Origin of the sequence: Pseudomonas sp. BRM28 (assembly GCF_002939405.1) — a bacterium.
Classification (GTDB): Bacteria; Pseudomonadota; Gammaproteobacteria; order Pseudomonadales; family Pseudomonadaceae; genus Aquipseudomonas; species Aquipseudomonas palmensis.
In genome coordinates this window covers 1,850,710-1,876,493 of sequence record NZ_PEFV01000001.1, presented here as the reverse complement: position 1 = coordinate 1,876,493, position 25,784 = coordinate 1,850,710, and the positions used below count along the sequence as shown (strand labels likewise).

Sequence of the window (25,784 nt, the reverse complement as noted above, 5' to 3'; positions counted from 1 at the left end):
TTTTCAGCGCAATCCCAGCACAATGGCCGACCTTTCAAGCGTCACCCGTAGGAACCTGCATGAAACTCGACAAACCCACCGCCATCGCCCGTCGCAACCAGGCGCTGGAACGCCCTGTGCTCAACAGCGACAACACCCTGTTTGCCGTGCTCGATACCAAGCGCAGCCTGTGGTGGTTCGATGTGCCGGTGAAGCTGGTGCTGCCCAAGAGCGTGGCCGACTGGGTCAACCTGCTGCTCTACACCCCGGAGACCGACCAGTTGCAGCACCTCAAGGTGCCGGTCAACTTCCTGCGTGCGCACCTGGAGAAGATGGAAGTACGCAAGCCGGGCAAGCGTCGCTCGACCATCAGCCTGGCGCTGAGCGCCGACCGCGACTCGCTGCTGCAGGACTTGCGTCCAGGCGGCGAAAACCTGAGTTTTGCCGCCTTCGTGCAGGTCTGATCAGACCAGTTCGATGCGGTCGGCGTGAATCACGATGCGCCCGTCCTTGTACAGGGCGCCGATCGCTTTCTTGAAGTTGCCCTTGCTCACCCCGAACAGGTCGCTGATCACCTGCGGGTCGCTCTTGTCGCTGACCGGCAGTACGCCGTTGGCGGCCTTGAGCTTGTCGAGGATCTTGTCGTTCAGCGTGCTGGCCAGGGCCTGGCCGACCGGCTGCAGGCTCAGGGCGATCTTGCCGTCGCTGCGCAGCTCCTTGATGTAGCCCTTCTCCTGCTTGCCCGAACGCAAGAACTTGAACACTTCGTTCTTGTGGATCAGGCCCCAGTGCTTGTTGTTGATGATGGCCTTGAACCCCATCGGGGTTTCCTCGACCACCAGCAGGTCGACTTCCTGGCCCACGCTGTAGTTGGCCGGCAGCTTGTCGAGGTAGCGGTCCAGGCGCGCGGTGGCGGTGATGCGCCGGGTGCGCTTGTCGAGGTAGGCATGCACCACGCAGTACTCGCCCGCCTTCATCTGGCGTTTTTCTTCGGAGTACGGCATCAACAGGTCCTTGGGCAGGCCCCAGTCGAGGAAGATGCCGATGCTGTTGATTTCCACCACCTTGAGGCTGGCGAACTCGCCCACCTGCAGTTTGGTCTTCTCGGTGGTGGCGATCAGCTTGTCTTCGCTGTCGAGGTAGACGAAGACGTTGAGCCAGTCCTCGACCTCGGTGGGCGTGTCCTTGGGGATGTAACGGTTGGGCAGCAGGATCTCGCCGTCCGCCCCGCCGTCCAGGTACAGACCGAAATCCGTGTGCTTGACCACTTGCAAAGTGTTGTAACGCCCAACTAAAGCCATTTGCTGAAATCCTCGTTGCGAGGCTGGCATTCTACACGCTACGGGAACCGCCAGGCGCGCCGTTGTTCTATAAACACAAGCACGCCCCTGCAAGGATATGCACCCATGGATGCCTGCCTGTCCACGTTGTTTCGCTGCCTTTCGCTGCTGGTGCTGTCGACGCTGCTGCTGGTCGGCTGCAACCGCATGGACCTCGCCTACCGCAACCTCGATGTACTGGTGCCCTGGTCGCTGAGCGACTACCTGAGCATGAATCGCCAGCAGAAAGGCTGGCTGGACGAACGACTCAAGGCGCACCTGGCATGGCATTGTCGTACACAGCTGCCGGGCTATCTGACATGGCTGGGCGATATTCGACAGATGGTCGCGCACAACGAGGTCACCGACGCGCAGCTAAGGCTGCGCACCGAGCAGGCCAAGCAGGCCATCGCCGAGGTGGCCGACCAGATCATGCCGTCGGCCACGCAGCTGCTGCGCGGCATGGACGACGAACAGGTCAGCGACATGCGCGAGGCGTTTGCCGAAGACATTCGCGAGCGCGAGGCCAAGTACGTGAAGACGCCGCTGGCCAGGCAGATCGAGCAGCGCCAGCAGCGCATGGAAAAACGCCTGACGCCATGGCTGGGCGAACTGAACCCGCAGCAGCGCCTGCGCGTGGCGCAGTGGTCACAGGCGTTGGGCGAACAGAACCGTCAGTGGATCGCCAACCGCGCACACTGGCAGGCGCAGTTCACTGCGGCGATGGAGCAACGGCGCAGCGAGGCATTCGAACCAAGGCTGGAACAACTGCTCAAGCAGCGCGAAAGCCTGTGGACGCCGGAGTACCGCATGGCCTACCAGCGTACCGAACAGGAGGCGCGCAGCCTGCTGGTGGACCTGATGGCGCAGAGCAGCGAGCAGCAACGTCAGCACCTGCAGGGCAGGCTGGCCAAGGTGCAGCAGGACTTCAGCAAGCTCAAGTGCCTGCAATCCTGAACCGATTCGCCGGCAAGGCCGGCTCCTACAGGCGCGACGCGCTTCCCCTTGGCGCCGGCAAGGCCGGCGAAGCTGCTCAGTTCTCCCGGCACTTGCGCCGGTACGGGAACACATCGATCACCTTCCCCTCCCGTATCGCCGCCTGCAGCCCCTTCCAGTAATCGGCGTCATACAACTCGCCATGCAGCTGGCTGAACAGGCGCCGCTGGCCGATATCGGCAAACAGAAACGGCGGGAACTCCTCGGGGAACACGTCCAGCGGCCCGATCGAGTACCACGGCTCGCTGGCCATCTCGTCCTCGGGGAAACGCGGCGGCGGGATACAGCGGAAGTTGGCTTCGGTCAGAAAGCAGATCTCGTCATAGTCATAGAACACCACCCGCCCATGCCGGGTAACGCCAAAGTTCTTCAGCAGCATGTCGCCGGGGAAGATGTTCGCCGCCGCCAGTTGCTTGATCGCCAGCCCGTAGTCCTCCAGCGCCTCGCGCACCTGGGCCTCGTTGGCGTTTTCCAGGTACAGGTTCAGCGGGGTCATGCGCCGCTCGGTCCAGCAGTGGCGGATAAGCACCGTGTCGCCCTCCACCACCACGGTCGACGGCGCCACTTCCAGCAACTCGGCCAGGCACTCGGGCTCGAACTTGCCCAGCGGGAAGCGAAAGTCGGCGAACTCCTGGGTATCGGCCATGCGCCCCACGCGGTCGACGCTCTTTACCAGGCGGTACTTCTCGATGACCGTGGCGCGGTCGACACTCTTGGACGGCGAGAAGCGGTCCTTGATGATCTTGAACACGGTGTTGAAGCCCGGCAGGGTGAACACGCTCATGACCATGCCGCGCACGCCAGGGGCCATGATGAAGCGGTCGTCGGTACTGGCCAGGTGGTTGATCAGCGCCCGGTAGAACTCGGACTTGCCGTGCTTGTAGAAACCGATGGAGGTGTACAGCTCGGCGATGTGCTTGCCCGGCAGGATGCGCTTGAGAAAGCCCACGAACTCGGCCGGCACCGGCACATCGACCATGAAGTACGAGCGAGTGAACGAGAAGATGATCGACACATCGGCTTCATCGGTGATCAGCGCATCGATTTCGATGCCGTGGCCTTCGTGGTGCAGCAGCGGAATCACCAGCGGCCACTGTTCATCGTGGGTGAACAGCCGGCCCACCAGGTAGGCCCCCTTGTTGCGATAGAGCACCGAGGAAAACAGCTCCACCTGCAGTTGCGGGTCCTTGCACACCCAATCGGGCAGGTTCTCGCGCAACTGCGCCTCCAGGCGCGCCAGGTCGCCGGGCAGGTCGGCGAAGGACACCGCGAAGGCGTAGTCGGCGAAGACCTGCGCGAGCATCTCGCCCAGCCCGCCCTGGGGGCGGTAGGTGCGGGTCTGCGCGGCGCGCTCATGGGCGCGCAGTGCCGGGCGCGTGGTATGGATGAACATGCAGCCGTCGCTGATCAGGTCATGGCTGAACAGGCTGCAGAAGATCGAGTTGTACCAGGTTTCGGAAAGTTCATCGTCCAGGCGCGGGTCGATCAGGCTGATGTAGGCGCTCTTGACCAGCGGCCAGAACGTCGCATCCAGCAGAACCTCGGGCTCGAAAGCGCCGGCCAGCCAGCCGCTGACCTCGCTGACCTTTTCCTCGTAGAGATTGATACGTGCCGCCGAGGCCGTCTGGATCTGCTGCCATTGCGCGAGCTCGAAGCGTTGGCGTGCCCCGTCGGTGATCTGGCGAAAGTGCTCACGGTAGCTGTCGAAGCCATCGAGAATCATCCGGGCGATGGCGGCGGCCGGCCATTGTTGGGGCATGGGTAAGACCTCTGCGGGAATTTCAAAGATCTGAGCTTAGCCAGTCACGCAAGGCTGCGATAGCCTACTTAGGAACCGTTTCGCGCCCTTCGCCGGCAAGGCCGGCTGCTACAGATACCGCCCCCACAGCAGGAGCCAGCGGTGCTGGCGAAAGCGCCCGAATTGACACCGCAAGAAAGCGAGAGAGCCCACCCGGGCTTTTACCGTAAACTCCCGCCCCTGCCCCTGTTACCCGGAGAACCCCCGTGAGCCCCATCGCCATCACCCGACTGTTGATTCTCGCTGCCGTGTGGGGGGCCAGTTTTCTGTTCATGCGCATCATTGCGCCGGTGCTGGGCACCCTGCCCACCGCCTTCTTTCGCGTCTCCATCGCCTGCGCCGGGTTGCTGGTGATTCTCGCCCTGCTGCGCGTGCGCTGGGACTTCCAGGGCAAACTCAAGGCCTGCCTGTTTCTGGGCATGATCAACTCGGGAATACCCGCAACGCTCTACTCGGTGGCCGCACAGGTGCTGCCCGCCGGCTACTCGGCGATCTTCAACGCCACCACGCCGCTGATGGGCGTGCTGATCGGCGCGCTGTTCTTTCGCGAGGCCATGACCCTGCCCAAGCTGGGCGGCATCTTCCTGGGCCTGTTCGGGGTCGGGATTCTCAGTGGTGCGGGGCCGGTGGCCTTCGACGCCAGGCTCATGCAGGGCGCCCTCTCGTGTCTGGCGGCCACCACCTGCTATGGCTTCTCGGGGTATCTGGCGCGGCGCTGGCTCGACCAGCAGGGCGGCCTGGACAGTCGCCTGTCGGCGCTGGGCAGCATGATGGGCGCCACCTTGCTGTTGCTGCCGCTGTTCGGCTTCAGCGTGATCACCCAGCCACCTGCCAGCTGGGGCGGCTGGCAGGTGTGGTTGTCGCTGCTGGGGCTGGGCCTGTTGTGCACCGCCTTCGCCTACATCCTGTACTTTCGCCTGATCAGCGAAATCGGCCCGGTAAAATCCACCACCGTAACCTTCATGATCCCGGCCTTCGGCGTGCTGTGGGGCGCGTGGCTGCTGGACGAGCCCCTGTCGATGGCGCACCTGTATGGCGGGCTGCTGATTGCCGTGGCCTTGTGGCTGGTGCTCAAGCCGGCCCGCCAGGCCCGTCAGCTGGCCAGCGACTGATCCACCGTGTCAGGCTTGGTCGCGGGCTTGCGGAACACGAACAGCAGGCCCACCACGATCAAGCCCATGCCCAGCAGGCTCAAGGCCGCCAGGCGATTGCCGAAGATCAGGTAGTCCATCACCGCCGTCACCGCCGGCACCAGGTAGAACAGGCTGGTGACATTGACCAGGTTGCCCTTGGCGATCAGACGGTACAGCAGCAAGGTCGCCAGCAACGACACCACCAACCCCATCCACAGCACCGAGAACACAAAGCTGGTACTGGGGTTGACCGCCAGCGGCTGGAACGGTGCAAACAGCGCGCACATCAGCAGCCCCGCCAGGTACTGCAAGGGCAGCGTGCCCACCGGGTTGCTGGTGATGCGCTTCTGCATGATCGAGCCGAACGTCATGCTGGCCAGCGCCAGCAGCGCGAACAGCATGCCCGCCAGCGAGATGCCGCCCAGGCCGATGCCCTGGTACACCACCATCACCAGCCCGATCAGCCCCAGGCTCAGGCCGAACAGGCGGCTGAACGAACGCTTGCGCTCCATCAGCACCACCGTGAGGATCGGCTGCACGCCCATCACGGTGGCCATGATGCCGGGCGTCACCTTCAGGTCCAGCGCCAGCAGGTAGAAGATCTGGTAGGCACCGAGCAGCACGCAGCCGGTGGCGATGGCTTGCAGCAACGGGCCGCGACCGCGTGGCCAGTGCAGGCGCAGCAACGGGCCGAGCAGCAGCAGGCCGACAAAGGCAATCGCAAAGCGGATCAGCAGAAAGGCAAAGGGCGAGGCCTGCGCCAGGCCGAGCTTGGAGACGATGGCGCCGCTGCTCCAGAGCAGGACGAACAGGCTGGTGGTGGCCGCCGAGGCCACGGATTGTTTCGAGATAACTGACATGAAATGCCACCTGTATTCGGGCAAGTAAGCCGAACGGTCGAGCTGCGCGATGCAGCCGGCCGTATTCAGTAGGGTTCAGGTGTGGTGGGGGCGCAGCCAGTGGCCGCTCAGCCCAGCACTACAACCACGCCGGGTGGTGCGACAACGCACGCCACGGGGCTACTGACAGGTGGTGGGTAGTGACTGATCATGACCGGCTGCTGGGACCCACGCACGACCACGACCGCGTCGGGCGCGGTAGCGAATACGGTGGTGGGGCGGGAAGCTGGCATGTGCAGGTCTTCGGTGAGGTGAACTGTGGGTGAATATAGCCACACTCGCGACACGGTGCAAGGCCCGCCCCGGCAGGGGCCAACCTTGCACCAAGTGTGGTCAGAACAGCCAGCGGTACAGCAGGTAAGCAACCAGCACCGCCAGCACCGGGCGCAGCACGCGGTAGGCCTTGGGGTTGGCGCGCTTGAAGGTCTTGACCCGGCTGCTGATCACGGTACTGAAGCGTTTGCTCCAGGCATACGCCTGGTTGATGCCGCCCACGCGCTCGTCGTCGGTGTTCTGCGGCGCGGTGGCCCGGCCCAGGAAGGCACTGACCTTGCGGTTGATGCGGGTCATCAGCGGGCTGGTCAGCGGTCGCTCGATATCGCAGAACAGGATCACCCGGGTGGTCTCGGTTTCGTTCTTCACCCAGTGCACGTAGGTTTCATCGAACATCACGTCTTCGCCATCGCGCCAGGCGTACACCTGGCCGTCGACATAGATGCGGCAGTCGTCCGAGTTCGGCGTGGACAGCCCCAGGTGATAGCGCAGCGAACCGCCGAACGGGTCGCGGTGCGGGTTCAGGTGGCTGCCGCCCGGCAGCAGGGCGAACATCGCGCCCTTGACGTTGGGGATGCTGTTGACCAGCTCGACGGTGCGGGGGCACAGCGCCTCGGCCGATGGCAGCGCCTTGTCGTACCACTTCAGGTAGAAGCGCTTCCAACCCTTCTTGAAGAACGAACCGAAGCCGGCATCGTTGTCTTTTTCGGCGGCGCGGATGTAGCCCTCGTCGAACAGGTGCATGGCCTCCTCGCGGATTACCTGCCAGTTGTCCTTGAGCACGTCCAGCTCGGGGAAGCGGCTACGGTCCAGGTAGGGCTTGGAAGGCACCCCGGAAAACAGGTACATCAGGGCGTTATAGGGGGCGAACAGCGCCGAATGGTTGACGAACTGGCGCAACACGGGCAAACGCGCCTTGCCGCGCAGGTGCACGTACAGGGTGCTGCCGAAGAACAGCAGCAGTACACCTGCCTTGGCGACAAAGGAAAAGGTCATGCAACACTCCTTGAATTTCGATCAGGCCATCGCTGCCGGATAATCGGACATGATAAACCGATCCGGCCCCGGTAAAAACAACCGGGGCCGGACATTCAGTGTTGGCAATTGTGCAACAACGCAGTGCGCCGAACATTGAGGCGGATCAGCCTCGGTGGAGCCTGGCGGTGGTTACTGCTGGTTTTCCTGCTCGGTGAACAGGTCGCTGAAGAGCATGCTCGACAGGTAGCGCTCGCCCGAGTCGGGCAGGATCACCACGATGGTCTTGCCCTGCATTTCCGGCTTTTCGGCCAGGCGTACCGCCACGGCCATCGCCGCGCCACAGGAGATACCGCACAGGATGCCCTCCTCCTGCATCAGTCGCAGGGCCATGGCCTTGGACTCCTCGTCGCTGGCCAGCTCGACCTGGTCGACCATCGACAGGTCCAGGTTGTTGGGTACGAAACCTGCGCCGATGCCCTGGATCTTGTGCGGGTTGGGCTTGATTTCCTGGCCGGCCAGGGCCTGGGTGATCACCGGAGACACCAGCGGCTCGACCGCCACCGACAGAATCGGCTTGCCCTGGGTGTTCTTGATGTAGCGCGACACACCGGTGATGGTGCCGCCGGTGCCCACGCCGGCAACCAGCACGTCGACCCCGCCGTCGGTGTCGTTCCAGATTTCCGGACCGGTGGTCTTCTCGTGAATGGCCGGGTTGGCCGGGTTGTCGAACTGCGCCGGCATGAAGTAGGTGGCCGGGTCGCTGGCTACGATTTCGGCCGCCTTCTCGATCGCGCCCTTCATGCCCTTGGCAGGCTCGGTCAGCACCAGCTCGGCGCCCAGCGCCTTGAGTACCTTGCGCCGCTCGATGCTCATCGAGGCCGGCATGGTCAGCATCAGCTTGTAGCCGCGCGCAGCGGCCACGAAGGCCAGGCCGATACCGGTGTTGCCCGAGGTCGGCTCGACGATGGTCATGCCCGGCTTGAGCCGGCCGCTGCTTTCGGCGTCCCAGATCATGTTCGCGCCGATCCGGCACTTGACCGAATAGCCGGGGTTGCGCCCCTCGATCTTGGCCAGGATGGTCACGCCCCGCGGGGCGATGCGGTTGATCTGCACCAGCGGCGTGTTGCCGATGGAGTGCGCATTGTCAGCGAAGATACGGCTCATGGCTTGGGTCCTTTTGGCACCGTGCGAAAACTTCAAGGGTATGCCTGCCCCTGCGGTGCGTCCACCCCGACCGAACCGATGCGCCCGTGCGGCGGTCAACCGATCATCCTCAATCACGGAACCCACGCCGATGAAACGCCGCTACCGCTGGCCCCTGTGGGGGCTGCTGGGCATTGCACTGTTGCTGCTGGCCCTGCACCTGACGCTGCCGATCCTGGTACGCAACTACTTGAACGAAAAGCTCGCCGACATGGGCGACTACCGCGGCCAGGTCACTGATGTCGACCTGGCCCTGTGGCGGGGTGCCTACAAGATCAACGGCCTGACCATCGTCAAGACCACGGGCAAGGTGCCGGTGCCGTTTCTGGAGGCGCCGCTGATCGACCTGTCGGTGAGCTGGCATTCACTGTGGTACGACCATGCCGTGGTGGCCGAAGTGACCTTCCTGCGCCCGAAACTGAACTTCGTCGATGGCGGCAACACCCAGGCGTCGCAGACCGGTAAGGGCACCGACTGGCGCGCGCAGCTGAGCAAGCTGCTGCCGATCACCCTCAACGAGCTGCGCATAGACGACGGCACCCTGACCTTTCGCAACTTCAATTCCAAACCGCCGGTCAGCCTTGAAGCGACCCAGCTCAACGCCAGCGTCTACAACCTGACCAACGTGGTGGACGTCGAAGGCAAGCGCGACGCCCGCTTCGAGGGCAAGGCCCGGCTGCTGGGCGACGCGCGGGTGGAAAGCACGGCCACCTTCGACCCGCTGAGCAACTTCGAGGACTTCCAGTTCCGCCTGCGCGCCACCGGCATCCAGCTGCGCCAGATGAACGACTTTGCCAGCGCTTACGGCAAGTTCGACTTCAATGCCGGGCACGGCGACGTGGTGATCGAGGCCGAGGCGAACAAGGGCCAGCTCAAGGGCTACATCAAGCCGTTGTTGCGCGATGTCGAAGTGTTCAACTGGCAGCAGGACGTGGAGAACAAGGACAAGGGGTTTCTGCGCTCGATCTGGGAAGCCCTGGTGGGCGGTACCGAAACGGTGCTCAAGAACCAGCGCAAGAACCAGTTCGCCACGCGCGTGGAGCTCAGCGGCAGCGTGCATCACAGCGATATCAGCGCGTTCGAGGCGTTTTTGCAGATTCTGCGCAACGGCTTCGTGCAGGCATTCAATGCGCGGTATGAACAGGGGCCGCCGAAAGCTGACTGATCCATGGCGGTACTGGCCCTTTCGCTGGCAAGCCAGCGACTAGGCCAGGCCTGCCACCCCGGTTCCATGACCAATCATCCACAGACTGAATACCCCGTCCGCGTTCACAGCCACGCAAGCCCCGCGTTATAGTCGTCGCATGATAGTCACCGCATGACCATTTTTTGAGGATCGGTACATGAAGTTCGAAGGCACCAGCGCATACGTCGCCACAGATGACCTGAAACTGGCCGTCAACGCGGCGATCACCCTGGAGCGCCCGCTGCTGGTCAAGGGCGAACCCGGCACCGGCAAGACCATGCTCGCCGAGCAACTGGCCGAAGCCTTCGGTGCCAAGCTGATCACCTGGCACATCAAGTCCACCACCAAGGCCCACCAGGGCCTCTACGAGTACGATGCGGTCAGCCGCCTGCGCGACTCGCAGCTGGGCGTGGACAAGGTGCACGACGTGCGCAACTACCTGAAAAAGGGCAAGTTGTGGGAGGCCTTCGAAGCCGAGGAGCGGGTCATCCTGCTGATCGACGAAATCGACAAGGCCGACATCGAGTTCCCCAACGACCTGCTGCAGGAACTCGACAAGATGGAGTTCTACGTCTACGAGATCGACGAGACCATCAAGGCCAAACAGCGCCCGATCATCATCATTACCTCCAACAACGAGAAGGAACTGCCCGACGCCTTCCTGCGTCGCTGCTTCTTCCACTACATCGCCTTCCCCGATCGCGCCACGCTGCAGCAGATCGTCGACGTGCACTACCCCAACATCAAGCAGGACCTGGTCAGCGAGGCGCTGGACGTGTTCTTCGACGTGCGCAAGGTGCCGGGCCTGAAGAAAAAACCCTCCACCTCCGAGCTGGTCGACTGGCTCAAGCTGCTGATGGCCGACAACATCGGCGAAGCGGTATTGCGCGAGCGCGACCCGACCAAGGCCATCCCGCCGCTGGCCGGTGCGCTGGTCAAGAACGAGCAGGACGTGCAGTTGCTGGAGCGCCTGGCGTTCATGAGCCGGCGCGGCAACCGCTGAGCCAACGGGGTCATTGCCATGCTGCTGAACCTGTTCAATGAAATGCGCGCGGCCAAGGTGCCGGTGTCGGTACGCGAGTTGCTCGACCTGCTCAATGCCTTGAAGCAGCGGGTGATCTTCGCCGACATGGACGAGTTCTACTATTTGGCGCGCGCCATCCTGGTCAAGGACGAGCGCCACTTCGACAAGTTCGACCGGGCCTTCTCGGCCTACTTCAAGGGCCTTGAAAACCTCGACCACCACCTGGAGGCGCTGATCCCCGAAGACTGGCTGCGCAAGGAATTCGAGCGTTCCCTGACGGATGAAGAGCGTGCGCAGATCCAGTCCCTGGGCGGTCTGGACAAGCTGATCGAAGCGTTCAAGAAACGCCTGGAAGAACAGAAGGAACGCCATGCCGGCGGCAACAAATGGATCGGTACCGGCGGTACCAGCCCGTTCGGCTCGGGCGGCTTCAACCCCGAGGGCATTCGCGTGGGCGATGCCGGCAAGCGCCAGGGCAAGGCGGTCAAGGTATGGGACCAGCGCGAGTACAAGAACCTTGACGACGGGGTGGAACTGGGTACGCGCAACATCAAGCTGGCCTTGCGCCGGCTGCGCAAGTTCGCCCGCCAGGGCGCGGCCGAAGAGCTGGATATCGACGGCACCATCGACCACACCGCGCGCGATGCCGGGCTGCTCAACATCCAGATGCGTCCGGAGCGGCGCAACAGCGTGAAGTTGCTGCTGCTGTTCGACATCGGCGGTTCGATGGACGCCCACGTGAAGATCTGCGAAGAGCTGTTTTCGGCCTGCAAGACCGAGTTCAAGCACCTGGAGTACTACTACTTCCACAACTTCGTGTACGAGTCGGTGTGGAAGAACAACCTGCGCCGCACCTCCGAGCGCACCTCGACCATGGACCTGCTGCACAAGTACGGCGCCGACTACAAGGTGGTGTTCGTGGGCGATGCGGCCATGGCGCCCTACGAGATCACCCAGCCCGGTGGCAGCGTGGAGCACTGGAACGAGGAAGCCGGGTATGTGTGGATGCGCCGCTTCATGGAGAAGTACAAGAAGCTGATCTGGATAAACCCCTACCCCAAGGACACCTGGGGCTATACGGCTTCGACCAACATCGTGCGCGAGCTGGTCGAGGACCGGATGTTCCCGCTGACCTTGCGCGGGCTGGAGGAAGGGATGCGGTTTCTGTCCAAGTAGCGGTGAACCCTTCGCCGGCCTTGCCGGCGAAGAGGCCCTGTCAGTCGGCAAACCTCTGCAGATAAACCTGCTGCTCTCGCCATGCCATCTCCTGCACCACGGCCCGCAACCGCACCACACGCCCCGGCAGCAACTGCGCCAGGCCGGCCAGCGCCAGCGGGGTCAGCGCCCCCAGTCGCGGATAGCCGCCAATCGTCTGCCGATCATTGAGCAACACGATCGGCTGCCCATCCGGCGGTACCTGCACCGCGCCCAGCGGTATCCCCTCCGAGATCATCGGCTGCCCCTGATACTGCAACGCCGGGCCCAGCAGGCGCATGCCCATGCGGTCGGCGCGGGTGTCCAGGGTCCAGTCGCGGTTGAAGGCATCGAACAGGCTCTGCCCGGCAAACTCGCCGATCTGCGCCCCCATCACCAGGTCCAGCACGGTGCAGGTACCAGGCACGGGTCGAAGCCCTTCGGGCACCTCACGCACACCCGGCGCGTTGCCGGCGTAGCTCAGGCACTCGCCTCGGGCCAATGCCCTGCCCAGTCCCGTCAGCCCACCCAGCTCCTCGCGCACCACCGTAGCGCAACTGCCCAGCACATGTGGCGCAGCGAATCCCCCTGGCGCCGCCAGGTAGGCCCGCACACCCTGCAGCGGCTGGGTGAACTGCAGGCGCTGCCCCTTGGCCATCACGAAACTGCGCCACGGCGCCAGCGGCTGGTCGTCGAGCCGTGCGCCCAGATCAGCACCGGCCAGTGCCAGGCAGCACGCCTGCTCGGCCACCAGCGTCAGCCCGCCCAGGGTGATCTCCACCACCGCCGCCTGCGGTGCATTGCCCAGCAGCCAGTTGGCCCAGCGCATCGATACCCAGTCCAGACCACCGCCCTGGGTCACGCCCAGGTGGCGCACGCCAAAGCGCCCGGCATCCTGCAACAGGCACAGCGGCGTGCTGGCCTCGATCAGCAAGCGGCTCACGGCGACACCTGCAGGGGCGTGTCGTCGCCGCCGAGTGCAAGGAATTCGGCACGGTCCACCGCCACGAAGCGCACCCGGTCGCCCGGCTGCAGCAGGCTGTAGCCCTCACGCTGGCGATCGAACAGGCGGCTGGGGGTACGCCCGATCAGGTTCCAGCCCCCGGGCGACACCGCCGGGTAGGCCGCCGTCTGGCGCTCGGCGATGCCCACACTGCCGGCTGCCACGCGCTTGCGCGGGGTGGCCAGGCGCGGCGCGGCCAGCGCCTCCTCGACCAGCCCCATGAACGCGAAACCCGGGGCGAAGCCCAGGGCGAACACCTGGTACTCGCGCGCGCTGTGGCGGCGGATCACCCCCGCCACGGAATCGCCGCTGCGCTGCGCCAGCAAGGCCAGCTCGGGCCCGACGCTGGGGTCGTACCACACCGGAATGTCGTGGCGCTGCCCTGCCCCGCCCTCGTCGGGGCGAAGACCTTCGAGCGCCTGCGCGATACGCTCGCGGGCCTGGGTGGGCGACAGGTCGAAATGCACCATCACGGTGGTGTACGACGGCACCAGATCGATCAGCTGCGCCGCAAAGGCTGCGCGCAGACGCTGGGTGGCAGCGAGCATCCAGGGCATGTTGGGCTCATCGATCGCATCGAACAGGCGCACCATCAGGCAATCGACAGCAACCACCTCGACGCGCCACTTCATGGCGCCGCCTGCGCATCGAGAGCCTGACGAATCTGCCGCACCGCAGCCACCGAGCTGGCATTGTCGCCATGCACACACAGCGTATGGGCCTGCAGGCGCAGTGCGCTGCCATCACTGGCAACCAGCGGCTCGCCCCGTGCCAGGCGCAGGGCCTGCTCGACGATCAGGGCCGTGTCGTGGTGCACGGCACCGGGCAGGCGCCGCGACAGCAGGCGTCCGGCGGGGTCGTAGGCACGGTCGGCAAAGGCCTCGAACCACAACGTGACGCCATATTCGTCACCCAGTGCCTGGGCCGCGCGATTGTCGGCCGTGGCCATCAGCATCAGCGGCAGGCTGCGGTCGTAGGCGGCCACCGCCTCGATCACCGCACGCAGCTTACCCGGCTCGGCCATCATGTCGTTGTACAGCGCGCCGTGGGGTTTGACGTAGGCCACCTGGGTCTTCTGGGTGCGGCAGATACCGTCCAGCGCGCCGATCTGGTAATGCAGCAGGTCGCGAATCTCTTCATTGCTGCAGGCCATCGAGCGGCGCCCGAAACCGGCCAGGTCCTGGTACGCCGGGTGCGCCCCCACCAGCACGCCCCCGGCCACGGCCAGCGCCACGGTGGCGCGCATGATGCCCGGGTCGCCAGCATGAAAACCGCAGGCGATGTTGGCGCAATCGATAAAGGGCATCACTTCGGCATCCAGCCCCATGCTCCAGCTGCCGAAACTTTCACCCATGTCGCAATTGAGTAGCAGGCGGCTCACGCGCGTTGCTCCTGTGTCGGGTGGGGGGCGGCCCGGAGGCCGTCTAGCGCCAGCTCGGCTCCACCGGCTTGCGCCGACCGCCGAGGATCGCCCAGCCGATCAGCATCAGCAGGCTCTCGATCACCAGTGCCAGCAGCATGGCGCTGGCCAGGCCCCAGGCCATCGCCTCGGGCGCCAGCAGGATCTGGTAGCTGTAGCCCTTGAGGGTTTCCTCGCGCAAGGCCGGGTCGGCCGCCACCAGTACGTGCCAGGTGCGCACCAGCCACGGGCGCTGCAGGGTCTGCCACTCTTCTTCGAGCAGGCGATTGCGCGCCACCAGGCTGTCGATGCTGTCGGCATCGCTGTTGAACACCGGGTCGTCGCTGGCACGGTAGTGACGTACCAGCGCCTGCAGGTCGCCATTGAAAAAGCGCTGCGCGGTCTGGTTGAAGCCCTTGAGGCCCTCGCGCGATTCGAGCAGGTGCGCCTCGACCCGCTGGGTGTAATCGTTGATCAGCCCGGGGATCTGCACACCGACCAGCAGGCCGAAGGTAAACAACAGCAAACGCAGGTAACTTCTGAACATGAAGGCTGATCCTTAGCTGGCCTGACCCTGGGCAATGCATTCACCGCGCCGCCACAGGCCCCACTGGCCAGGCTCGTAGCGGTGCCAGATCTCGTCCTCGGTCAAGGCCTCGGTGGCAATGACGGTGACCACGTCGTTGGGCGTGGTCTCGGCCTGGAAGTCGACGATCATGTCCACGTCCTTGAGCCGCGCCGGGCCGAACGGTGCACGCCGGGTGATGTGTACCAGCTTGGTCGAACAGAAGCAGAACAGCCAGTCGCCATCGCTGAGCAGGCAATTGAACACGCCCTTGCCACGGAACTCGGCGCAGGCCTGCACCAGCACCGGGATCAGCTCCTCGACCTCGACCGGCTCGGGGAATGCCTCGCGGATGCGGTTGAGCAGGTCGCAGAAGGCGGCCTCGCTGTCGGTATCGCCCACCGGGCGGTAGAAGGTGCGTTGCCCCTGGAAGTCGCCCAGCTGGCCGTTGTGTGCGAAGCACCAGTTGCGCCCCCACAGTTCGCGCACGAACGGGTGGGTGTTGGACAGGCATACCTTGCCCACGTTGGCCTGGCGAATGTGGCCGATGACCACCTCGCTCTTGATCGGATAACGCTGCACCAGGTTGGCGACTTCCGACTCGCAGCTGGCCGCCGGGTCCTGGAACAGGCGCAGGCCACGGCCTTCATAGAAGCCGATGCCCCAGCCGTCACGGTGCGGCCCGGTACGTCCGCCACGCTGCATCAGCCCGGTGAAGCTGAACACGATATCGGTAGGGACATTGGCGCTCATGCCCAGTAATTCACACATGCAGGGGTCGCTCCAGGGCGGATCTTACAAACGCGGTTCGAGGCGCTCGCGGCTGCCGCCGGCGGGTGCTTCAGGGGGTTCGCTGCGGTAGCGGTCACGGCTGTCGGCGGCGAACGGCTGGTCGTCCAGCGGCTCGTCGGCATCGCGCCTGGCGGCGGCTTCGGCAGCGGCGCGGCGGGCCTTGGCACGGCGCTCCAGCGGCCAGCGCAGCAGCACGAACACGCCATACAGGATGAACGCGATCATGCCGTACATGGCCAGGTCGGAGGCGGCGCGCAGCACGTTGTTGCCGACCTTGAAGGCCAGGTCCAGGGCAGTGATGGCAATGGCCGGGGCAAACTTCTCCTTCACCGGGTCGATGATGGTCGGGGTCAGCAGCAGCACTGCCATGATCACCCGCAGCGGCTCGCGCAACCAGCGCCACATCCACGCGGTCAGGCGAAAGCCCACCAGCAGGCAACCCAGGGCGGCCAGGGCATAGAGTCCCCAGGCGAGCAGATAATCGTTCTCGGTCATGGCGTCCGTGGCAAGCTAGGCAAATAGATGCTTATGATAACGACTTTTCAGCGCGCAGGCGCGCCCCAGCAAAGAGAACCCCGCATGTCCGCAGCTGCCAACGCCCCCCAAGCCCCGATCGCCCGCCAGGATGCCGGCACCGATCCCTATGCCTGGTTGCAGGCCCGGGACACCCCCGAGGTGCTGGCCTACTTGAACGCGGAAAACGCCTATCAGGAGGCGCAACTGGCCGACCAGGCCGGGTTGCGCGAGCAGCTGTTCGAAGAGATCCGTGGCCGCATTCTCGAAACCGACCTGTCGCTGGCCTCGCCCTGGGGCCCCTACCTTTACTACACCCGCACCACCGCCGGCGACGAGTACCCGCGTCATTACCGCTGCCCACGTCCGGCCGACGATTCGCCGACGGTCGATGAAAGCCGCGAAGAGCTGCTGCTGGACCCCAACCTGCTGGCCGCCGGCGGCTTCCTCAGCCTGGGCGCCTTCAACATCAGCCCCGACCACCAGCGCCTGGCCTACAGCCTGGATACCAGCGGCGACGAGGTCTACACCCTGTACGTCAAGGACCTGGCCAGCGGCGCGGTCGAGCAGCTGCCGTTCGAAGACTGCGACGGCAGCATGACCTGGGCTAACGACAGCCAGACGCTGTTCTTCGCCGAACTGGACGACACCCACCGCCCGCACCGGCTGATGCGTCATCGCCTGGGCACCCAAGGGGCGGTGCAGGTGTTCGAGGAGGCCGACGGTCGCTTCTTCCTGCACTGCTACCGCGCCAGCTCCGAGCGCCAGCTGATCCTGCTGCTCAACAGCAAGACCACCAGCGAGGCCTGGGTACTGGATGCGCACACCCCGGAACAGGCGTTCACCTGCCTGGCACCACGGGTCGAAGGCCATGAGTACTACCCTGACCATGGCCAGTTGAACGGCCACTGGCACTGGTTCATCCGCAGCAACCAGCAAGGCATCAATTTCGCCCTGTTCCACGGCCCGGCCGACACCCTGCCAACCCACGAGCAGTGGCAGGTACTGGTGCCGCACCGCGACACCGTGATGCTCGAGGGGCTGACCCTGAACGCCAGCGCCCTGACCCTGAGCCTGCGCGAGGGCGGCCTGCCGATCATCGAGGTGCGCCCCCACGGCCTGCCCACCTACCGCGTCGAGCTGCCGGATGCAGCCTACAGCCTGTACGTGCAGGACAGCCTGGAGTTCGACAGCCCACGCATCCGTCTGCGCTACGAGGCGCTGAACCGCCCTGCGCAGGTACGCCAGCTGACGCTTGCCGATGGTCAGCAGCAGGTGCTCAAGCAAACCCCGGTGCTCGGCCCGTTCGACCCCGACGCCTACGTCAGCCAGCGCCTGTGGGCCACCGCCGGCGACGGCACGCAGGTACCGATCAGCCTGGTTCAGCGCCGTGAGGACCTCGGCAAGCCGGTGCCGCTGTACCTGTACGGCTACGGTGCCTACGGCGAAAGCCTGGACCCGTGGTTTTCCCATGCGCGCCTGAGCCTGCTGGAGCGCGGCGTGGCCTTCGCCATTGCCCACGTGCGCGGCGGCGGCGAACTGGGCGAGGCCTGGTACCGGGCCGGCAAGCAGGAGCACAAGCCCAACACCTTCAGCGACTTCATCGCCTGCGCCGAACACCTGATCGCCACCGGCGTGACCGATGCCGAGCACCTGGCGATCAGTGGCGGCAGTGCCGGCGGGCTGCTGATCGGCGCGGTGCTCAACCAGCGTCCCGAGCTGTTCAAGGCGGCGATTGCCGAGGTGCCGTTCGTCGACGTGCTCAACACCATGCTCGACCCCGATCTGCCGCTGACCGTCACCGAGTATGACGAGTGGGGCAACCCGCAGGAGCCCGAGGTGCACGCGCGCATCAAGGCGTATGCGCCCTACGAGAACGTGAAGGCCCAGGCCTACCCTGCCCTGCTGGTGGTGGCCGGTTACAACGACAGCCGCGTGCAGTACTGGGAGGCGGCCAAGTGGGTGGCCAAGCTGCGCGTGCACAAGAACGATGACAACCTGCTGCTGCTCAAGACCGAGCTGGGCGCCGGACATGGCGGCATGAGCGGGCGCTACCAGGGGCTCAAGGACGTGGCACTGGAGTACGCGTTCGTATTTAAAGTGCTGGGCCTGGTGTAATTCAGGATTTCTGTTGTCTGAATCAGCAATTCGCCGGCAAGGCCGGCTCCTGCAAGCTATGCACTGGCCATTGCAGGAGCCGGCCTTGACGGCGAAAACCAGACACCACAAACCTCCAAGAAAAAGACCAACCGCGATGCCTGACCCGACCTCCCTGAACAACGAAATTCGCGACATGCTCATGGACTGCGGCCTGTTCGACCAACTGCTGCCGCCTGACTTTCAGACCGCTGCCGGCTACTTCAGCATCAGCACCATCGCCCAGGGCGAGGAAATCTTCCACGAAGGCGATGCCGGCACCTTCATGTGCATCATCCACTCAGGCCAGGTATCGGTACGCAAGACCGACCCCGACGAGCATCAGGTGGAGATCGCCACCCTGCGCAAGGGCCGCGCCTTTGGCGAGATGGCCGTGCTGGACGGCGAACGCCGATCGGCCAGCTGCGTGGCCGCCAGTGACTGTCAACTGCTCAACCTGGGCAAGGACTCACTGGAAAAAATGCTCAACGAAACGCCCAAGGTGGCCGCCAAGATCATCCGCGCCCTGGCCGTGGCACTGTCGCGTCGCCTGCGCATGCTCGACGGCCAGCGTCTCTCGCAGCAGGTCTAGCCCTCGCGCGGTTTGTCCTTGCCGGCATCCGGCGCAAGCCCTGGCAGCGGCTGGTCCTTCGGCGGGCTGGGCAAGGGAATCGGCGGCAACAGCGGCGCACCCGACGAGCCTTGCCCGGCACGGGGGATGGTCGACGGGGCCACCTGCGGGTAAGGGGTGGGCGTGGGCGTACCCGGTGCACCCGGTACCGGTGCGAGGGTGCGTGGCTGCAGGTCCGCAGCCTGGGCCTGGCCGAGCAAGGCAATCAACAGCAGGGCAATGCTCGCATGGCGCATGGGGCGGGCTCCTGGAGAGTGCTGCCTACAGGCTACGCGCAAGCGCTGCGGTTTGCCTGTCCGAAATGCCCGTCATGGCGCTAAACTTCACGGCATAACCGTAACAAGCCCGAGAAAGGTACAACCATGAGTTCGGCAACCTCTTCCGCCGCCGCCACCGCGCGGCTGGACCGCATCCTCGCCGATGCCAAGCGCGACAAGGAAATGGGCTACCGCGACAAGGCCCTGCGCATGTACCCCCACGTGTGCGGCCGCTGCGCCCGCGAATTCGCCGGCAAGCGCCTGAGCGAACTGACCGTGCACCACCGTGACCACAACCACGACAACAACCCCCAGGACGGTTCGAACTGGGAACTGCTGTGCCTGTACTGCCACGACAACGAGCACTCGCGCTACACCGACCAGCAGTACTTCAGCGAAGGCTCCACCGCCAGCCCAAGCATCGCCAAGGCCACCCATAACCCGTTCGCCGGGCTGGCCGGGCTGCTCAAGAAAGACTGACCCTGCGCCCCACCCGTGCCGGCAAGCCCGTATAATCGCGTCTTTTTTCTCAAGGGCCCCGGCACGTGGCGAACAAACGGTACAGCTGCATTGGTCTGTTCAACCCCAAATCAGCGGAGAACGTCGGTTCGGTGATGCGTGCGGCGGGTTGCTATGGCGTGAACTCGGTGTTCTACACCGGCAAGCGCTACGAGCGCGCCCGCGACTTCGTCACCGACACCAAGCGGGTGCACTATGACATCCCGCTGATCGGCATCGACGACCTGCAAAAGATCATCCCGCTGGGCTGCACACCGGTTGCCGTCGAACTGGTCGAGGGCGCCCGCCCGCTGCCCGAATACACCCACCCCGACCGCGCGATCTACATCTTCGGCCCTGAAGACGGCTCGCTGGATGCCGACGTACGCGCCTGGTGCGAAGAGACCATCTACATCCCGACCAATGGCTGCATGAACCTCGCTGCCACCGTCAACGTGGTGCTCTACGACCGCATGGCCAAGGGCCTGAACACCCGCTCCGGGCCCAAATTCAAGTAATCCGCGGGAACGTCCTGGCGGCCCTGGCGGTCTGCTGACTATCCATGCCCCCACAGGAGTACGACCATGTCCCAGAACAAGACCCTGACCCTGGCCACACCGTTTCAGAGCAAGACCGAACACAACGTGCAAGGCTGGGAGCGCGCTGGCTCCCTGGCCACGGGTGTGGTGATGGTCGGCAAGGGACTGCGTCGCGGCGGTTTCTTCGGCCTGATCCAGATCGCCATCGGCGGCGTGGCGCTGGCCCGGGGCATCACCGGACACAGTTCGGCCAAGAGCCTGATCGAGCGCGGGCGCCGCGACCTGGATCAGATCCGCAGCAAGATCGAACGCACCGGTGAAGAGCTCAGCGTGCTGAAGGCCAATGCGCAAGCGGCCACCCACAGCGCCACGGTCACCGGCAACGACTCGCTCAAAAGCCCCAAGGCCTAACGCAACAGCTTGGTGTCCAGCACCTCGGAGCCACGCCCCAGCACGTTTTCACTGAGCTGGATGAACTCCGCGGTGCTGACGCTGTTGAGGCGCATCAGGCCCTGGGTCACGTCGTCCAGCGAACGCTGGTTATGCGTGTGCAGGCGGATCTCGCGGTCCAGCGCCTGCAGCAGCAACACCGCACGGGCCACCCCCGCATCGGTGATCTGCTCGCCGCGCAGCGTGGTGACCTTTTCACCTTGCCTGGCCAGCCGGGCCTGCACCGCCTGGTAGCGGTCCTCGGTGATGCCGCCGGCACGGCGCAGCAGTTCGATGCCGTAGTATTCGGCCAGCCCCTCGCCAATCCAGTCACTGCGCTCCTGGTCGTTGACCTGGGCGAACACCCGCACCAGTTCGCGCAACAACGGGCTGCTGCCGTTCTCGTTGACCAACGGGCGATTGCTGTTGAGGTAGATCGAGTGGTAGCCGGCCCGGGTGCCGCGCCACAACTGGTCGCGGGCGCCCACCAGCAGCAGCTTGGGCGGATTGCGCGGGAACACGCTCTGCAGCTGTGGCCACACGAACGTCAGCAGGGTCAGGGTGTCCATGCGCCGCAGGCCCTGGCCCTGGGGCCCGGCGACGGTGACCTCGGTCTCGCCCAGACGGGTGCGCCGGCTGCCCAGGTTGCCGGCGAGCATCCAGCCGGTAGGTCGGTCGAACAACCGCGAAGGGTTGTCGATGCGGAAACGCTGCTTGCCAATCCGCGGCCAGGGCGTTTCGACACTCTTCCAGTCGCCCGGCAACTCGAACACCAGGCGCGCGACCAGCTCGGTGCCGTCCTGCTGGTCGAGGCGCGCGGCAGGCACCAGGTCATCGCCCCGGAACAAGGCCCATTGCGCAGTGATGCGGCTGTCGTAGCCGGCGTTCTTCAGGGCATGGTTAAGCTGTACCCGGTAGCTCAGGCTGGACACTCCCGCCCCCGGCTGCCACAGGCCACGGCGTGCTCCGGCCTGCAACTGCCAGGCGCCATCGGCCTTGAAATCGCTGTAGACGGCTTCCTTGCCCAGGTCGAAATCCAGGCTGCGCACCGCTGCGCCGTCGGCCAGGGTCAGGCGCACCTCGGCCTGCCCGCTCTGGGGCAGCAGGCGCACGTGGTAATCCAGGTCGACCTTCTTCGCCCAGGCGCCATGGCTCGCCAGCAACAGCGCAGCCCCCAGCAAACAGCGACGTATCTCCATTCATATCCCCTTGCGCCGCAGCCTCAGCCGGCGCGGAAAATCAGATAGTCTTCCCAATCGTCTTCGGCCACGCTGTCTTCACTGAGCATGCGGCCAGACCACGAAATGCGTTGCTTGTGCACCTGCTCGCGATCGCCACTGACCAGGTGATGCCAGCTGGGCAGGTCCTTGCCCTCGCTGACCAGCCGATAGCCACAGGTGGGCGGCAGCCACTTGAACTGGTCGGCCTTGCCCGGGGTGAGCTGGATGCAGTCAGGTACCGAGGCAAAGCGGTTGGGGTAATCGCTGCACTGGCAGGTCTTGAGGTCGAGCAGCTTGCAGGCAATGCTGGTGTAGTAGACGCTGTTGTCGTCTTCGTCCTCGAGCTTTTGCAGGCAGCACAGGCCGCACCCATCGCACAGCGACTCCCACTCCTGGCGATCGAGCTGATCGAGGGGTTTGCTGATCCAGAAGGGTTGGGTGGCAGGCATGGTGCGTTTTGTCCTGTTTCAATTCAAGTGCGCGCGCGTGGCGGCGCCAGTCTAGGGCGTGTGGCCGGGCTTTGCCAGACCGCTTGTCAGGGCTGGCGCCACGCAGTAGTTTGACAGGCTGTGTGTTTTCCCACCCCGTCAGGAACCCCTCCATGAGTGCCAACCCTCGCGTTGCCGACTATGCCATTGCCGAGCAGTTCATCCAGCGCTGGTCGCCCCGGGCGTTTACCGCCGAACCGATTGCCGAAGACACCCTGCTGAGCTTCTTCGAAGCGGCGCGCTGGGCCCCCTCGGCCTACAACTCGCAGCCGTGGCGCTTTCTGTTCGCGCGCCGTGACACGCCGAACTGGGAGCGCTTCCTGGGCCTGCTCAACGAATTCAACCGCAGCTGGGCCCAGCACGCCTCGGCGCTGGTGCTGGTGATTTCCAAGACCACCTTTACCGCCCCTGGCGCCAGCGAAGAAACCCCGGCGCTGTGGCACACCTTCGACACCGGCTCGGCCTGGGGCCACCTGGCGTTGCAGGCCAGCATCAGTGGCTGGCATACCCACGGCATGGCCGGGTTCGACCAGGCGCTGGCGCGCAAGGAGCTGAAGATTCCGGATGGCTATGAACTGCATGCGATGGTCGCCATCGGCAAGCTGGGCGACAAGGCCAGCCTGGCCGAGTACCTGCAGGCCCGTGAAGTGCCAAGCCCGCGCAAGCCGTTGAGCGAGCTGGCGGCCGAGGGTGATTTCAGCCTGTAGGGCTGAAGTTCGCGGCGCCCCTTTCGCCGGCAAGGCCGGCGCCTAAAGGATCCCCTGTAGGCGCCGGCCTTGCCAACGAAGGCTGCGACGCGGTTTCAGTCAGTAGCCCCGCTCGAAATCCACCTCGCCACGCAACGCCTGCCCCGCCTCGTATGCCCGCAGATTCTCCACGAACAAACGCACCATCGCCGTCGGCGAGGTCGGCGCCGAGCTGTGCCCGGTCAGCAGCAGGCCCCAGGCGGTCCAGAACGGATGACGCTGCGGCAGCGGCTCCTGGCGGCAGACATCGATCACCGCGCCTGCCAGGTGCCCCAGCTTCAGCGCCTCGACCAGGTCGGCATCGACCACCGACACCCCACGCCCGGCATTGATGAACAGCGCCTGGGGGTTGAACCTGGCGAACAGCGCGGCGTTGTACAGGTCGTGGGTGGCAGGCGTGTCGGGCAGCAGGTTGACCACATAATCCACCTCGCCCACCAACCGCCCCAGCTCATCCAGGCTGGCCACCTCGACAAACGGCGCCTGTACGCGGGCCTGGCTGGCCACGCCATACAAGGTGACACCGAAGGGCAGCAGGAACTCGGCAACCTGCTGGCCGATGTCACCGGTGCCCACGATCAGCACGCGCCGCCCTTCCAGGCTGCGCCCCAGGCGCCCGTCCCACTTGCGTTCCACCTGGCTGAGCACGCGCGCGAGCACCTCGCGCTCATGGCCGAGCATGTAGGTGAGCACGTACTCGGCCATCACCTGGCCAAAGATGCCCACCGCCCGCGTCAGGCGATAGCCACGCGGCAAGCCGTCGACCAACAGCGGGGTGATGCCGGCCCAGGTCGACTGCACCCAGGCAGGGCCGTGGCCCTGACGCAGCAGGGTGGCCAGCAGATCGGGCTGGCCGAGCCACACCGGGCATTCTGCTGCCAGCTTCGACAGTTCGGCAGAGTCGCCGCTGGTCACTACCTCGAGGCCCGGTGCCATCTCGCGCAGCAGGCGAGCGTAAAGGGCATGATCCTGTTCAACGATCAGAACGCGCATGTTTTGGATAACCTTGGCATAAACCACGGCGCTGGCCCGCTCACTGCGCGGGCCGCGCCATGCAAGACAGAAAAAAGCTCAGACCGGATCGTTGCGCCGCAACAGCTCTTCGGGAAGATGCTCGATGTACTCGTCTTCAAGTGGCGGCATCTGCAGGTGGTAGCCCTGCTTCTCCAGATTGGCCAGCACCTGGGTGATGTCTTCGCGGGCCAGTTGGCGTTCGGGGGTCAACACCAGGTCGAAGGCATGCACCGGCTTGCCAAAGGCCGGCAGCAGCCCCTCGGGCACGCGCTCCAGGCCATCGGCCTTGAGCACGTAGAGGTACATTTCATTCTTGCGCGGGCTCTTGTAGATCGAGCAGATACGTTTCATGGCTGGTCTCCGGTGCCGGCCAGGCAATCGAGCAGCGCCTGGCCCATCCGCTCGCGGCGCCAGCCGCGCAACGAATCAGGCAGTTGATAGGGCCCGTTGGGGTAGCCGCTCTTGAGCAGCGCCTCGAGGGTTTTCTTGCGCAGCATCAGTTCGGGCGCGATGCCCAGGCGCTCGCCTTCGGCCTGGCCGATGGCACGCAGCTGCTTGAGCAGCGCCGAAGCCTCGATCGGCAAGGGCTCGGGCAGGGCCGGCGGCCACTCGCTGGGCGGCACGCTGGCGGCCTTCTTGATCAGCTCGAGCAGGAACTCGCCATCCTGGCGAATGGTGCGCGGGTGCATGTCTTCGATCTTGGCCAGGGCCGACAGATTGTCGGGCTGGGTACGGGCCAGAGGCCACAGCGATTGCTCGCGCAGCACCCGGTTGCGCGGCAGGTTGCGCGCACGCGCCTCGCGTTCGCGCCAGGCGCACAGCTCGCGCAGTACCGCCAGTTGCGCACGCGACAGCTTCCAGGCCAGCTTGGCATCACGGTACAGCTCGTAGGGGTCGATTTCGCGGCGCAGTTGGGCCACCAGCTCGGCGCCGTCTTCCAGCACCCAGGCATTCTTGTCTTCGGACAGCTGCGGGCGCAGGCGCTCGTAGACTTCGGCCAGGTGCACGGCATCTTCCGCGGCGTAGCTGACCTGGGTTTCCGACAGCGGGCGCTGCAGCCAGTCCGAACGGGTCTCGCCCTTGGGCAGCTCGATGCCGAGTACTTCCTGCACCAGTCGCGAGTAGCCCATGGAGAACCCGAGATTCAGGTAGCCGGCGGCCAGTTGGGTGTCGAACAGCGGCGCCGGCAGGCTGCCGGTCAGGCGCATCAGCACTTCGAGATCTTCGCTGCAGGCATGCAGCACCTTGGTCACGGCGCTGTCTTCGAGCAGCTCGGCCAGCGGCTGCCAGTCGCCGATCAGCAACGGATCGATCAGAAAGGCACGCTGCCCGTCGCCGACCTGGATCAAACCGGCGATGGGGTAAAACGTGTCAACCCGCATGAATTCGGTATCAAGCGCTACATAAGGCAACTGCCGCCACTGTCGGCAGTGCTCGGCCAGGCTGCGGTCGTCGCAAATCCAGTGAATATCGATGGCCACAAGGCTCTCCCACGAACAATGGCGCGCAGTATATACGGCGCAGGCCACCGCCGGGAAACCGCTCGACCGCCGTTCCCTCGCCAGCCTGCGC

Annotated in this window: 29 protein-coding genes; 12 read left to right on the top strand and 17 right to left on the bottom strand. The window is 65.0% G+C overall.

The features are described from left to right. Positions 1-59 precede the first annotated feature (59 nt). Positions 60-443 carry a hypothetical protein gene (locus CR917_RS09095; RefSeq protein ID WP_043864179.1) on the top strand — a complete coding sequence of 128 codons (384 nt, stop codon included), beginning with the start codon at positions 60-62 and terminating at the stop codon, positions 441-443. On the opposite strand, the gene CR917_RS09090 is transcribed toward CR917_RS09095, so the two are convergent. Beyond that, positions 444-1,280 (bottom strand): S1 RNA-binding domain-containing protein, encoded by an 837-nt coding sequence (locus CR917_RS09090; RefSeq protein WP_043864180.1) that lies wholly within the window; start codon positions 1,278-1,280, stop codon positions 444-446. 105 nt (positions 1,281-1,385) lie between these two features. On the opposite strand from CR917_RS09090, the gene CR917_RS09085 reads away from it, so the two are divergent. Beyond that, positions 1,386-2,255 (top strand): DUF6279 family lipoprotein, encoded by an 870-nt coding sequence (locus CR917_RS09085; protein ID WP_054914955.1) that lies wholly within the window; start codon positions 1,386-1,388, stop codon positions 2,253-2,255. A gap of 76 nt (positions 2,256-2,331) precedes the next feature. On the opposite strand, the gene aceK is transcribed toward CR917_RS09085, so the two are convergent. Then, on the bottom strand, positions 2,332-4,053 hold the full coding sequence (aceK, locus tag CR917_RS09080) for a bifunctional isocitrate dehydrogenase kinase/phosphatase (protein ID WP_104572187.1): 1,722 nt from the start codon (positions 4,051-4,053) through the stop codon (positions 2,332-2,334). A 245-nt stretch (positions 4,054-4,298) separates the two neighbouring features. Between aceK and CR917_RS09075 the strand changes: the two genes are divergently transcribed. Beyond that, positions 4,299-5,204 (top strand): DMT family transporter, encoded by a 906-nt coding sequence (locus CR917_RS09075; protein WP_054914956.1) that lies wholly within the window; start codon positions 4,299-4,301, stop codon positions 5,202-5,204. Here the strand turns inward: CR917_RS09075 and CR917_RS09070 are convergent. From CR917_RS09070 to cysK, 3 genes are all read right to left on the bottom strand, one after another. Next, positions 5,186-6,085 (bottom strand): DMT family transporter, encoded by a 900-nt coding sequence (locus CR917_RS09070; RefSeq protein WP_078481634.1) that lies wholly within the window; start codon positions 6,083-6,085, stop codon positions 5,186-5,188. The two genes, CR917_RS09075 and CR917_RS09070, sit on opposite strands and share 19 nt — an antisense overlap. Before the next feature lie 372 nt (positions 6,086-6,457). Further along, on the bottom strand, positions 6,458-7,393 hold the full coding sequence (locus CR917_RS09065; protein WP_043864185.1) for an aspartyl/asparaginyl beta-hydroxylase domain-containing protein: 936 nt from the start codon (positions 7,391-7,393) through the stop codon (positions 6,458-6,460). 171 nt (positions 7,394-7,564) lie between these two features. Further along, entirely contained in the window at positions 7,565-8,539 is a 975-nt protein-coding gene (gene cysK / locus CR917_RS09060; RefSeq protein WP_043864186.1) for a cysteine synthase A, read from the bottom strand. Positions 8,540-8,669: 130 nt separating this feature from the next. On the opposite strand from cysK, the gene CR917_RS09055 reads away from it, so the two are divergent. The 3 genes from CR917_RS09055 to CR917_RS09045 all read left to right on the top strand — a co-directional run bounded on the left by CR917_RS09055 (position 8,670) and on the right by CR917_RS09045 (position 11,964). Beyond that, positions 8,670-9,743 (top strand): DUF748 domain-containing protein, encoded by a 1,074-nt coding sequence (locus tag CR917_RS09055; protein ID WP_054914958.1) that lies wholly within the window; start codon positions 8,670-8,672, stop codon positions 9,741-9,743. A gap of 178 nt (positions 9,744-9,921) precedes the next feature. After that, a complete protein-coding gene (locus CR917_RS09050; RefSeq protein WP_043864188.1) occupies positions 9,922-10,767 on the top strand; it encodes a MoxR family ATPase in 846 nt (281 codons plus the stop codon). An 18-nt stretch (positions 10,768-10,785) separates the two neighbouring features. Next, entirely contained in the window at positions 10,786-11,964 is a 1,179-nt protein-coding gene (locus CR917_RS09045; RefSeq protein WP_043864189.1) for a VWA domain-containing protein, read from the top strand. A gap of 40 nt (positions 11,965-12,004) precedes the next feature. Here the strand turns inward: CR917_RS09045 and CR917_RS09040 are convergent, their stop codons facing one another. From CR917_RS09040 to CR917_RS09015, 6 genes are read right to left on the bottom strand one after another with little or no spacing between them, the layout of a single operon-like run. Next, on the bottom strand, positions 12,005-12,925 hold the full coding sequence (locus CR917_RS09040; RefSeq protein WP_104572186.1) for a biotin-dependent carboxyltransferase family protein: 921 nt from the start codon (positions 12,923-12,925) through the stop codon (positions 12,005-12,007). Then, a complete protein-coding gene (gene pxpB / locus CR917_RS09035) occupies positions 12,922-13,617 on the bottom strand; it encodes a 5-oxoprolinase subunit PxpB (RefSeq protein WP_104572185.1) in 696 nt (231 codons plus the stop codon). Before pxpB ends, CR917_RS09040 begins: the two co-directional genes overlap by 4 nt. Beyond that, positions 13,614-14,366 (bottom strand): 5-oxoprolinase subunit PxpA, encoded by a 753-nt coding sequence (locus tag CR917_RS09030; protein ID WP_104572184.1) that lies wholly within the window; start codon positions 14,364-14,366, stop codon positions 13,614-13,616. Before CR917_RS09030 ends, pxpB begins: the two co-directional genes overlap by 4 nt. A 43-nt stretch (positions 14,367-14,409) precedes the next feature. Next, positions 14,410-14,931, bottom strand: coding sequence for a DUF2937 family protein (locus CR917_RS09025; protein WP_054914961.1), 522 nt, complete (start codon positions 14,929-14,931; stop codon positions 14,410-14,412). 12 nt (positions 14,932-14,943) lie between these two features. Continuing rightward, positions 14,944-15,720 (bottom strand): class II glutamine amidotransferase, encoded by a 777-nt coding sequence (locus CR917_RS09020; protein WP_043864194.1) that lies wholly within the window; start codon positions 15,718-15,720, stop codon positions 14,944-14,946. 24 nt (positions 15,721-15,744) lie between these two features. Next, a complete protein-coding gene (locus CR917_RS09015; protein ID WP_043864195.1) occupies positions 15,745-16,236 on the bottom strand; it encodes a hypothetical protein in 492 nt (163 codons plus the stop codon). A gap of 84 nt (positions 16,237-16,320) precedes the next feature. Between CR917_RS09015 and CR917_RS09010 the strand changes: the two genes are divergently transcribed. Together CR917_RS09010 and CR917_RS09005 are read left to right on the top strand one after the other, a co-directional pair. Next, a complete protein-coding gene (locus CR917_RS09010; RefSeq protein ID WP_104572183.1) occupies positions 16,321-18,372 on the top strand; it encodes a S9 family peptidase in 2,052 nt (683 codons plus the stop codon). Between the two features lie 136 nt (positions 18,373-18,508). Next, entirely contained in the window at positions 18,509-18,982 is a 474-nt protein-coding gene (locus tag CR917_RS09005) for a cyclic nucleotide-binding domain-containing protein (RefSeq protein WP_088514493.1), read from the top strand. On the opposite strand, the gene CR917_RS09000 is transcribed toward CR917_RS09005, so the two are convergent. Then, positions 18,979-19,257: a hypothetical protein gene (locus CR917_RS09000; RefSeq protein ID WP_104572182.1), complete on the bottom strand. Its 279-nt coding sequence runs from the start codon at positions 19,255-19,257 to the stop codon at positions 18,979-18,981. The two genes, CR917_RS09005 and CR917_RS09000, sit on opposite strands and share 4 nt — an antisense overlap. A 126-nt stretch (positions 19,258-19,383) precedes the next feature. Here CR917_RS09000 and CR917_RS08995 point away from each other — a divergent pair, with 126 nt between their 5' ends. From CR917_RS08995 to CR917_RS08985, 3 genes are all read left to right on the top strand, one after another. Next, positions 19,384-19,758 carry a YajD family HNH nuclease gene (locus tag CR917_RS08995; protein WP_043864199.1) on the top strand — a complete coding sequence of 125 codons (375 nt, stop codon included), beginning with the start codon at positions 19,384-19,386 and terminating at the stop codon, positions 19,756-19,758. Between the two features lie 65 nt (positions 19,759-19,823). Further along, the gene (locus CR917_RS08990) at positions 19,824-20,294 is read left to right on the top strand and encodes an RNA methyltransferase (protein ID WP_043864200.1); all 471 of its coding nucleotides are present in this window, start codon (positions 19,824-19,826) and stop codon (positions 20,292-20,294) included. 66 nt (positions 20,295-20,360) lie between these two features. Continuing rightward, on the top strand, positions 20,361-20,726 hold the full coding sequence (locus tag CR917_RS08985; protein WP_043864201.1) for a DUF2892 domain-containing protein: 366 nt from the start codon (positions 20,361-20,363) through the stop codon (positions 20,724-20,726). Here the strand turns inward: CR917_RS08985 and CR917_RS08980 are convergent. Beyond that, the gene (locus tag CR917_RS08980) at positions 20,723-21,943 is read right to left on the bottom strand and encodes a hypothetical protein (RefSeq protein ID WP_043864202.1); all 1,221 of its coding nucleotides are present in this window, start codon (positions 21,941-21,943) and stop codon (positions 20,723-20,725) included. The genes CR917_RS08985 and CR917_RS08980 overlap by 4 nt on opposite strands. Positions 21,944-21,966: 23 nt before the next feature. Continuing rightward, on the bottom strand, positions 21,967-22,413 hold the full coding sequence (locus CR917_RS08975; protein WP_043864203.1) for a YcgN family cysteine cluster protein: 447 nt from the start codon (positions 22,411-22,413) through the stop codon (positions 21,967-21,969). 152 nt (positions 22,414-22,565) lie between these two features. On the opposite strand from CR917_RS08975, the gene CR917_RS08970 reads away from it, so the two are divergent. Further along, positions 22,566-23,159 (top strand): nitroreductase family protein, encoded by a 594-nt coding sequence (locus tag CR917_RS08970; RefSeq protein WP_043864204.1) that lies wholly within the window; start codon positions 22,566-22,568, stop codon positions 23,157-23,159. Between the two features lie 99 nt (positions 23,160-23,258). Here the strand turns inward: CR917_RS08970 and CR917_RS08965 are convergent, their stop codons facing one another. The 3 genes from CR917_RS08965 to rnd all read right to left on the bottom strand — a co-directional run bounded on the left by CR917_RS08965 (position 23,259) and on the right by rnd (position 25,693). After that, the gene (locus tag CR917_RS08965) at positions 23,259-24,191 is read right to left on the bottom strand and encodes a D-2-hydroxyacid dehydrogenase (protein ID WP_104572181.1); all 933 of its coding nucleotides are present in this window, start codon (positions 24,189-24,191) and stop codon (positions 23,259-23,261) included. A gap of 78 nt (positions 24,192-24,269) precedes the next feature. Then, positions 24,270-24,563 carry a YcgL domain-containing protein gene (locus CR917_RS08960; protein WP_043864206.1) on the bottom strand — a complete coding sequence of 98 codons (294 nt, stop codon included), beginning with the start codon at positions 24,561-24,563 and terminating at the stop codon, positions 24,270-24,272. Beyond that, on the bottom strand, positions 24,560-25,693 hold the full coding sequence (gene rnd, locus CR917_RS08955) for a ribonuclease D (RefSeq protein WP_104572180.1): 1,134 nt from the start codon (positions 25,691-25,693) through the stop codon (positions 24,560-24,562). The genes CR917_RS08960 and rnd overlap by 4 nt, the downstream gene beginning before the upstream one ends. Positions 25,694-25,784: the final 91 nt, after the last annotated feature.

Excerpts from the sequence above, each read along its gene's own strand:
- CR917_RS09095 (WP_043864179.1), top strand. The coding sequence starts at position 60 with ATGAAACTCGACAAACCCACCGCCATCGCCCGTCGCAACCAGGCGCTG.
- CR917_RS09090 (WP_043864180.1), bottom strand. The coding sequence starts at position 1,280 with ATGGCTTTAGTTGGGCGTTACAACACTTTGCAAGTGGTCAAGCACACG.
- CR917_RS09085 (WP_054914955.1), top strand. The coding sequence starts at position 1,386 with ATGGATGCCTGCCTGTCCACGTTGTTTCGCTGCCTTTCGCTGCTGGTG.
- aceK (WP_104572187.1), bottom strand. The coding sequence starts at position 4,053 with ATGCCCCAACAATGGCCGGCCGCCGCCATCGCCCGGATGATTCTCGAT.
- CR917_RS09070 (WP_078481634.1), bottom strand. The coding sequence starts at position 6,085 with ATGTCAGTTATCTCGAAACAATCCGTGGCCTCGGCGGCCACCACCAGC.
- CR917_RS09065 (WP_043864185.1), bottom strand. The coding sequence starts at position 7,393 with ATGACCTTTTCCTTTGTCGCCAAGGCAGGTGTACTGCTGCTGTTCTTC.
- cysK (WP_043864186.1), bottom strand. The coding sequence starts at position 8,539 with ATGAGCCGTATCTTCGCTGACAATGCGCACTCCATCGGCAACACGCCG.
- CR917_RS09055 (WP_054914958.1), top strand. The coding sequence starts at position 8,670 with ATGAAACGCCGCTACCGCTGGCCCCTGTGGGGGCTGCTGGGCATTGCA.
- CR917_RS09050 (WP_043864188.1), top strand. The coding sequence starts at position 9,922 with ATGAAGTTCGAAGGCACCAGCGCATACGTCGCCACAGATGACCTGAAA.
- CR917_RS09045 (WP_043864189.1), top strand. The coding sequence starts at position 10,786 with ATGCTGCTGAACCTGTTCAATGAAATGCGCGCGGCCAAGGTGCCGGTG.
- pxpB (WP_104572185.1), bottom strand. The coding sequence starts at position 13,617 with ATGAAGTGGCGCGTCGAGGTGGTTGCTGTCGATTGCCTGATGGTGCGC.
- CR917_RS09025 (WP_054914961.1), bottom strand. The coding sequence starts at position 14,931 with ATGTTCAGAAGTTACCTGCGTTTGCTGTTGTTTACCTTCGGCCTGCTG.
- CR917_RS09020 (WP_043864194.1), bottom strand. The coding sequence starts at position 15,720 with ATGTGTGAATTACTGGGCATGAGCGCCAATGTCCCTACCGATATCGTG.
- CR917_RS09015 (WP_043864195.1), bottom strand. The coding sequence starts at position 16,236 with ATGACCGAGAACGATTATCTGCTCGCCTGGGGACTCTATGCCCTGGCC.
- CR917_RS09010 (WP_104572183.1), top strand. The coding sequence starts at position 16,321 with ATGTCCGCAGCTGCCAACGCCCCCCAAGCCCCGATCGCCCGCCAGGAT.
- CR917_RS09005 (WP_088514493.1), top strand. The coding sequence starts at position 18,509 with ATGCCTGACCCGACCTCCCTGAACAACGAAATTCGCGACATGCTCATG.
- CR917_RS09000 (WP_104572182.1), bottom strand. The coding sequence starts at position 19,257 with ATGCGCCATGCGAGCATTGCCCTGCTGTTGATTGCCTTGCTCGGCCAG.
- CR917_RS08995 (WP_043864199.1), top strand. The coding sequence starts at position 19,384 with ATGAGTTCGGCAACCTCTTCCGCCGCCGCCACCGCGCGGCTGGACCGC.
- CR917_RS08985 (WP_043864201.1), top strand. The coding sequence starts at position 20,361 with ATGTCCCAGAACAAGACCCTGACCCTGGCCACACCGTTTCAGAGCAAG.
- CR917_RS08980 (WP_043864202.1), bottom strand. The coding sequence starts at position 21,943 with ATGGAGATACGTCGCTGTTTGCTGGGGGCTGCGCTGTTGCTGGCGAGC.
- CR917_RS08975 (WP_043864203.1), bottom strand. The coding sequence starts at position 22,413 with ATGCCTGCCACCCAACCCTTCTGGATCAGCAAACCCCTCGATCAGCTC.
- CR917_RS08970 (WP_043864204.1), top strand. The coding sequence starts at position 22,566 with ATGAGTGCCAACCCTCGCGTTGCCGACTATGCCATTGCCGAGCAGTTC.
- CR917_RS08965 (WP_104572181.1), bottom strand. The coding sequence starts at position 24,191 with ATGCGCGTTCTGATCGTTGAACAGGATCATGCCCTTTACGCTCGCCTG.
- CR917_RS08960 (WP_043864206.1), bottom strand. The coding sequence starts at position 24,563 with ATGAAACGTATCTGCTCGATCTACAAGAGCCCGCGCAAGAATGAAATG.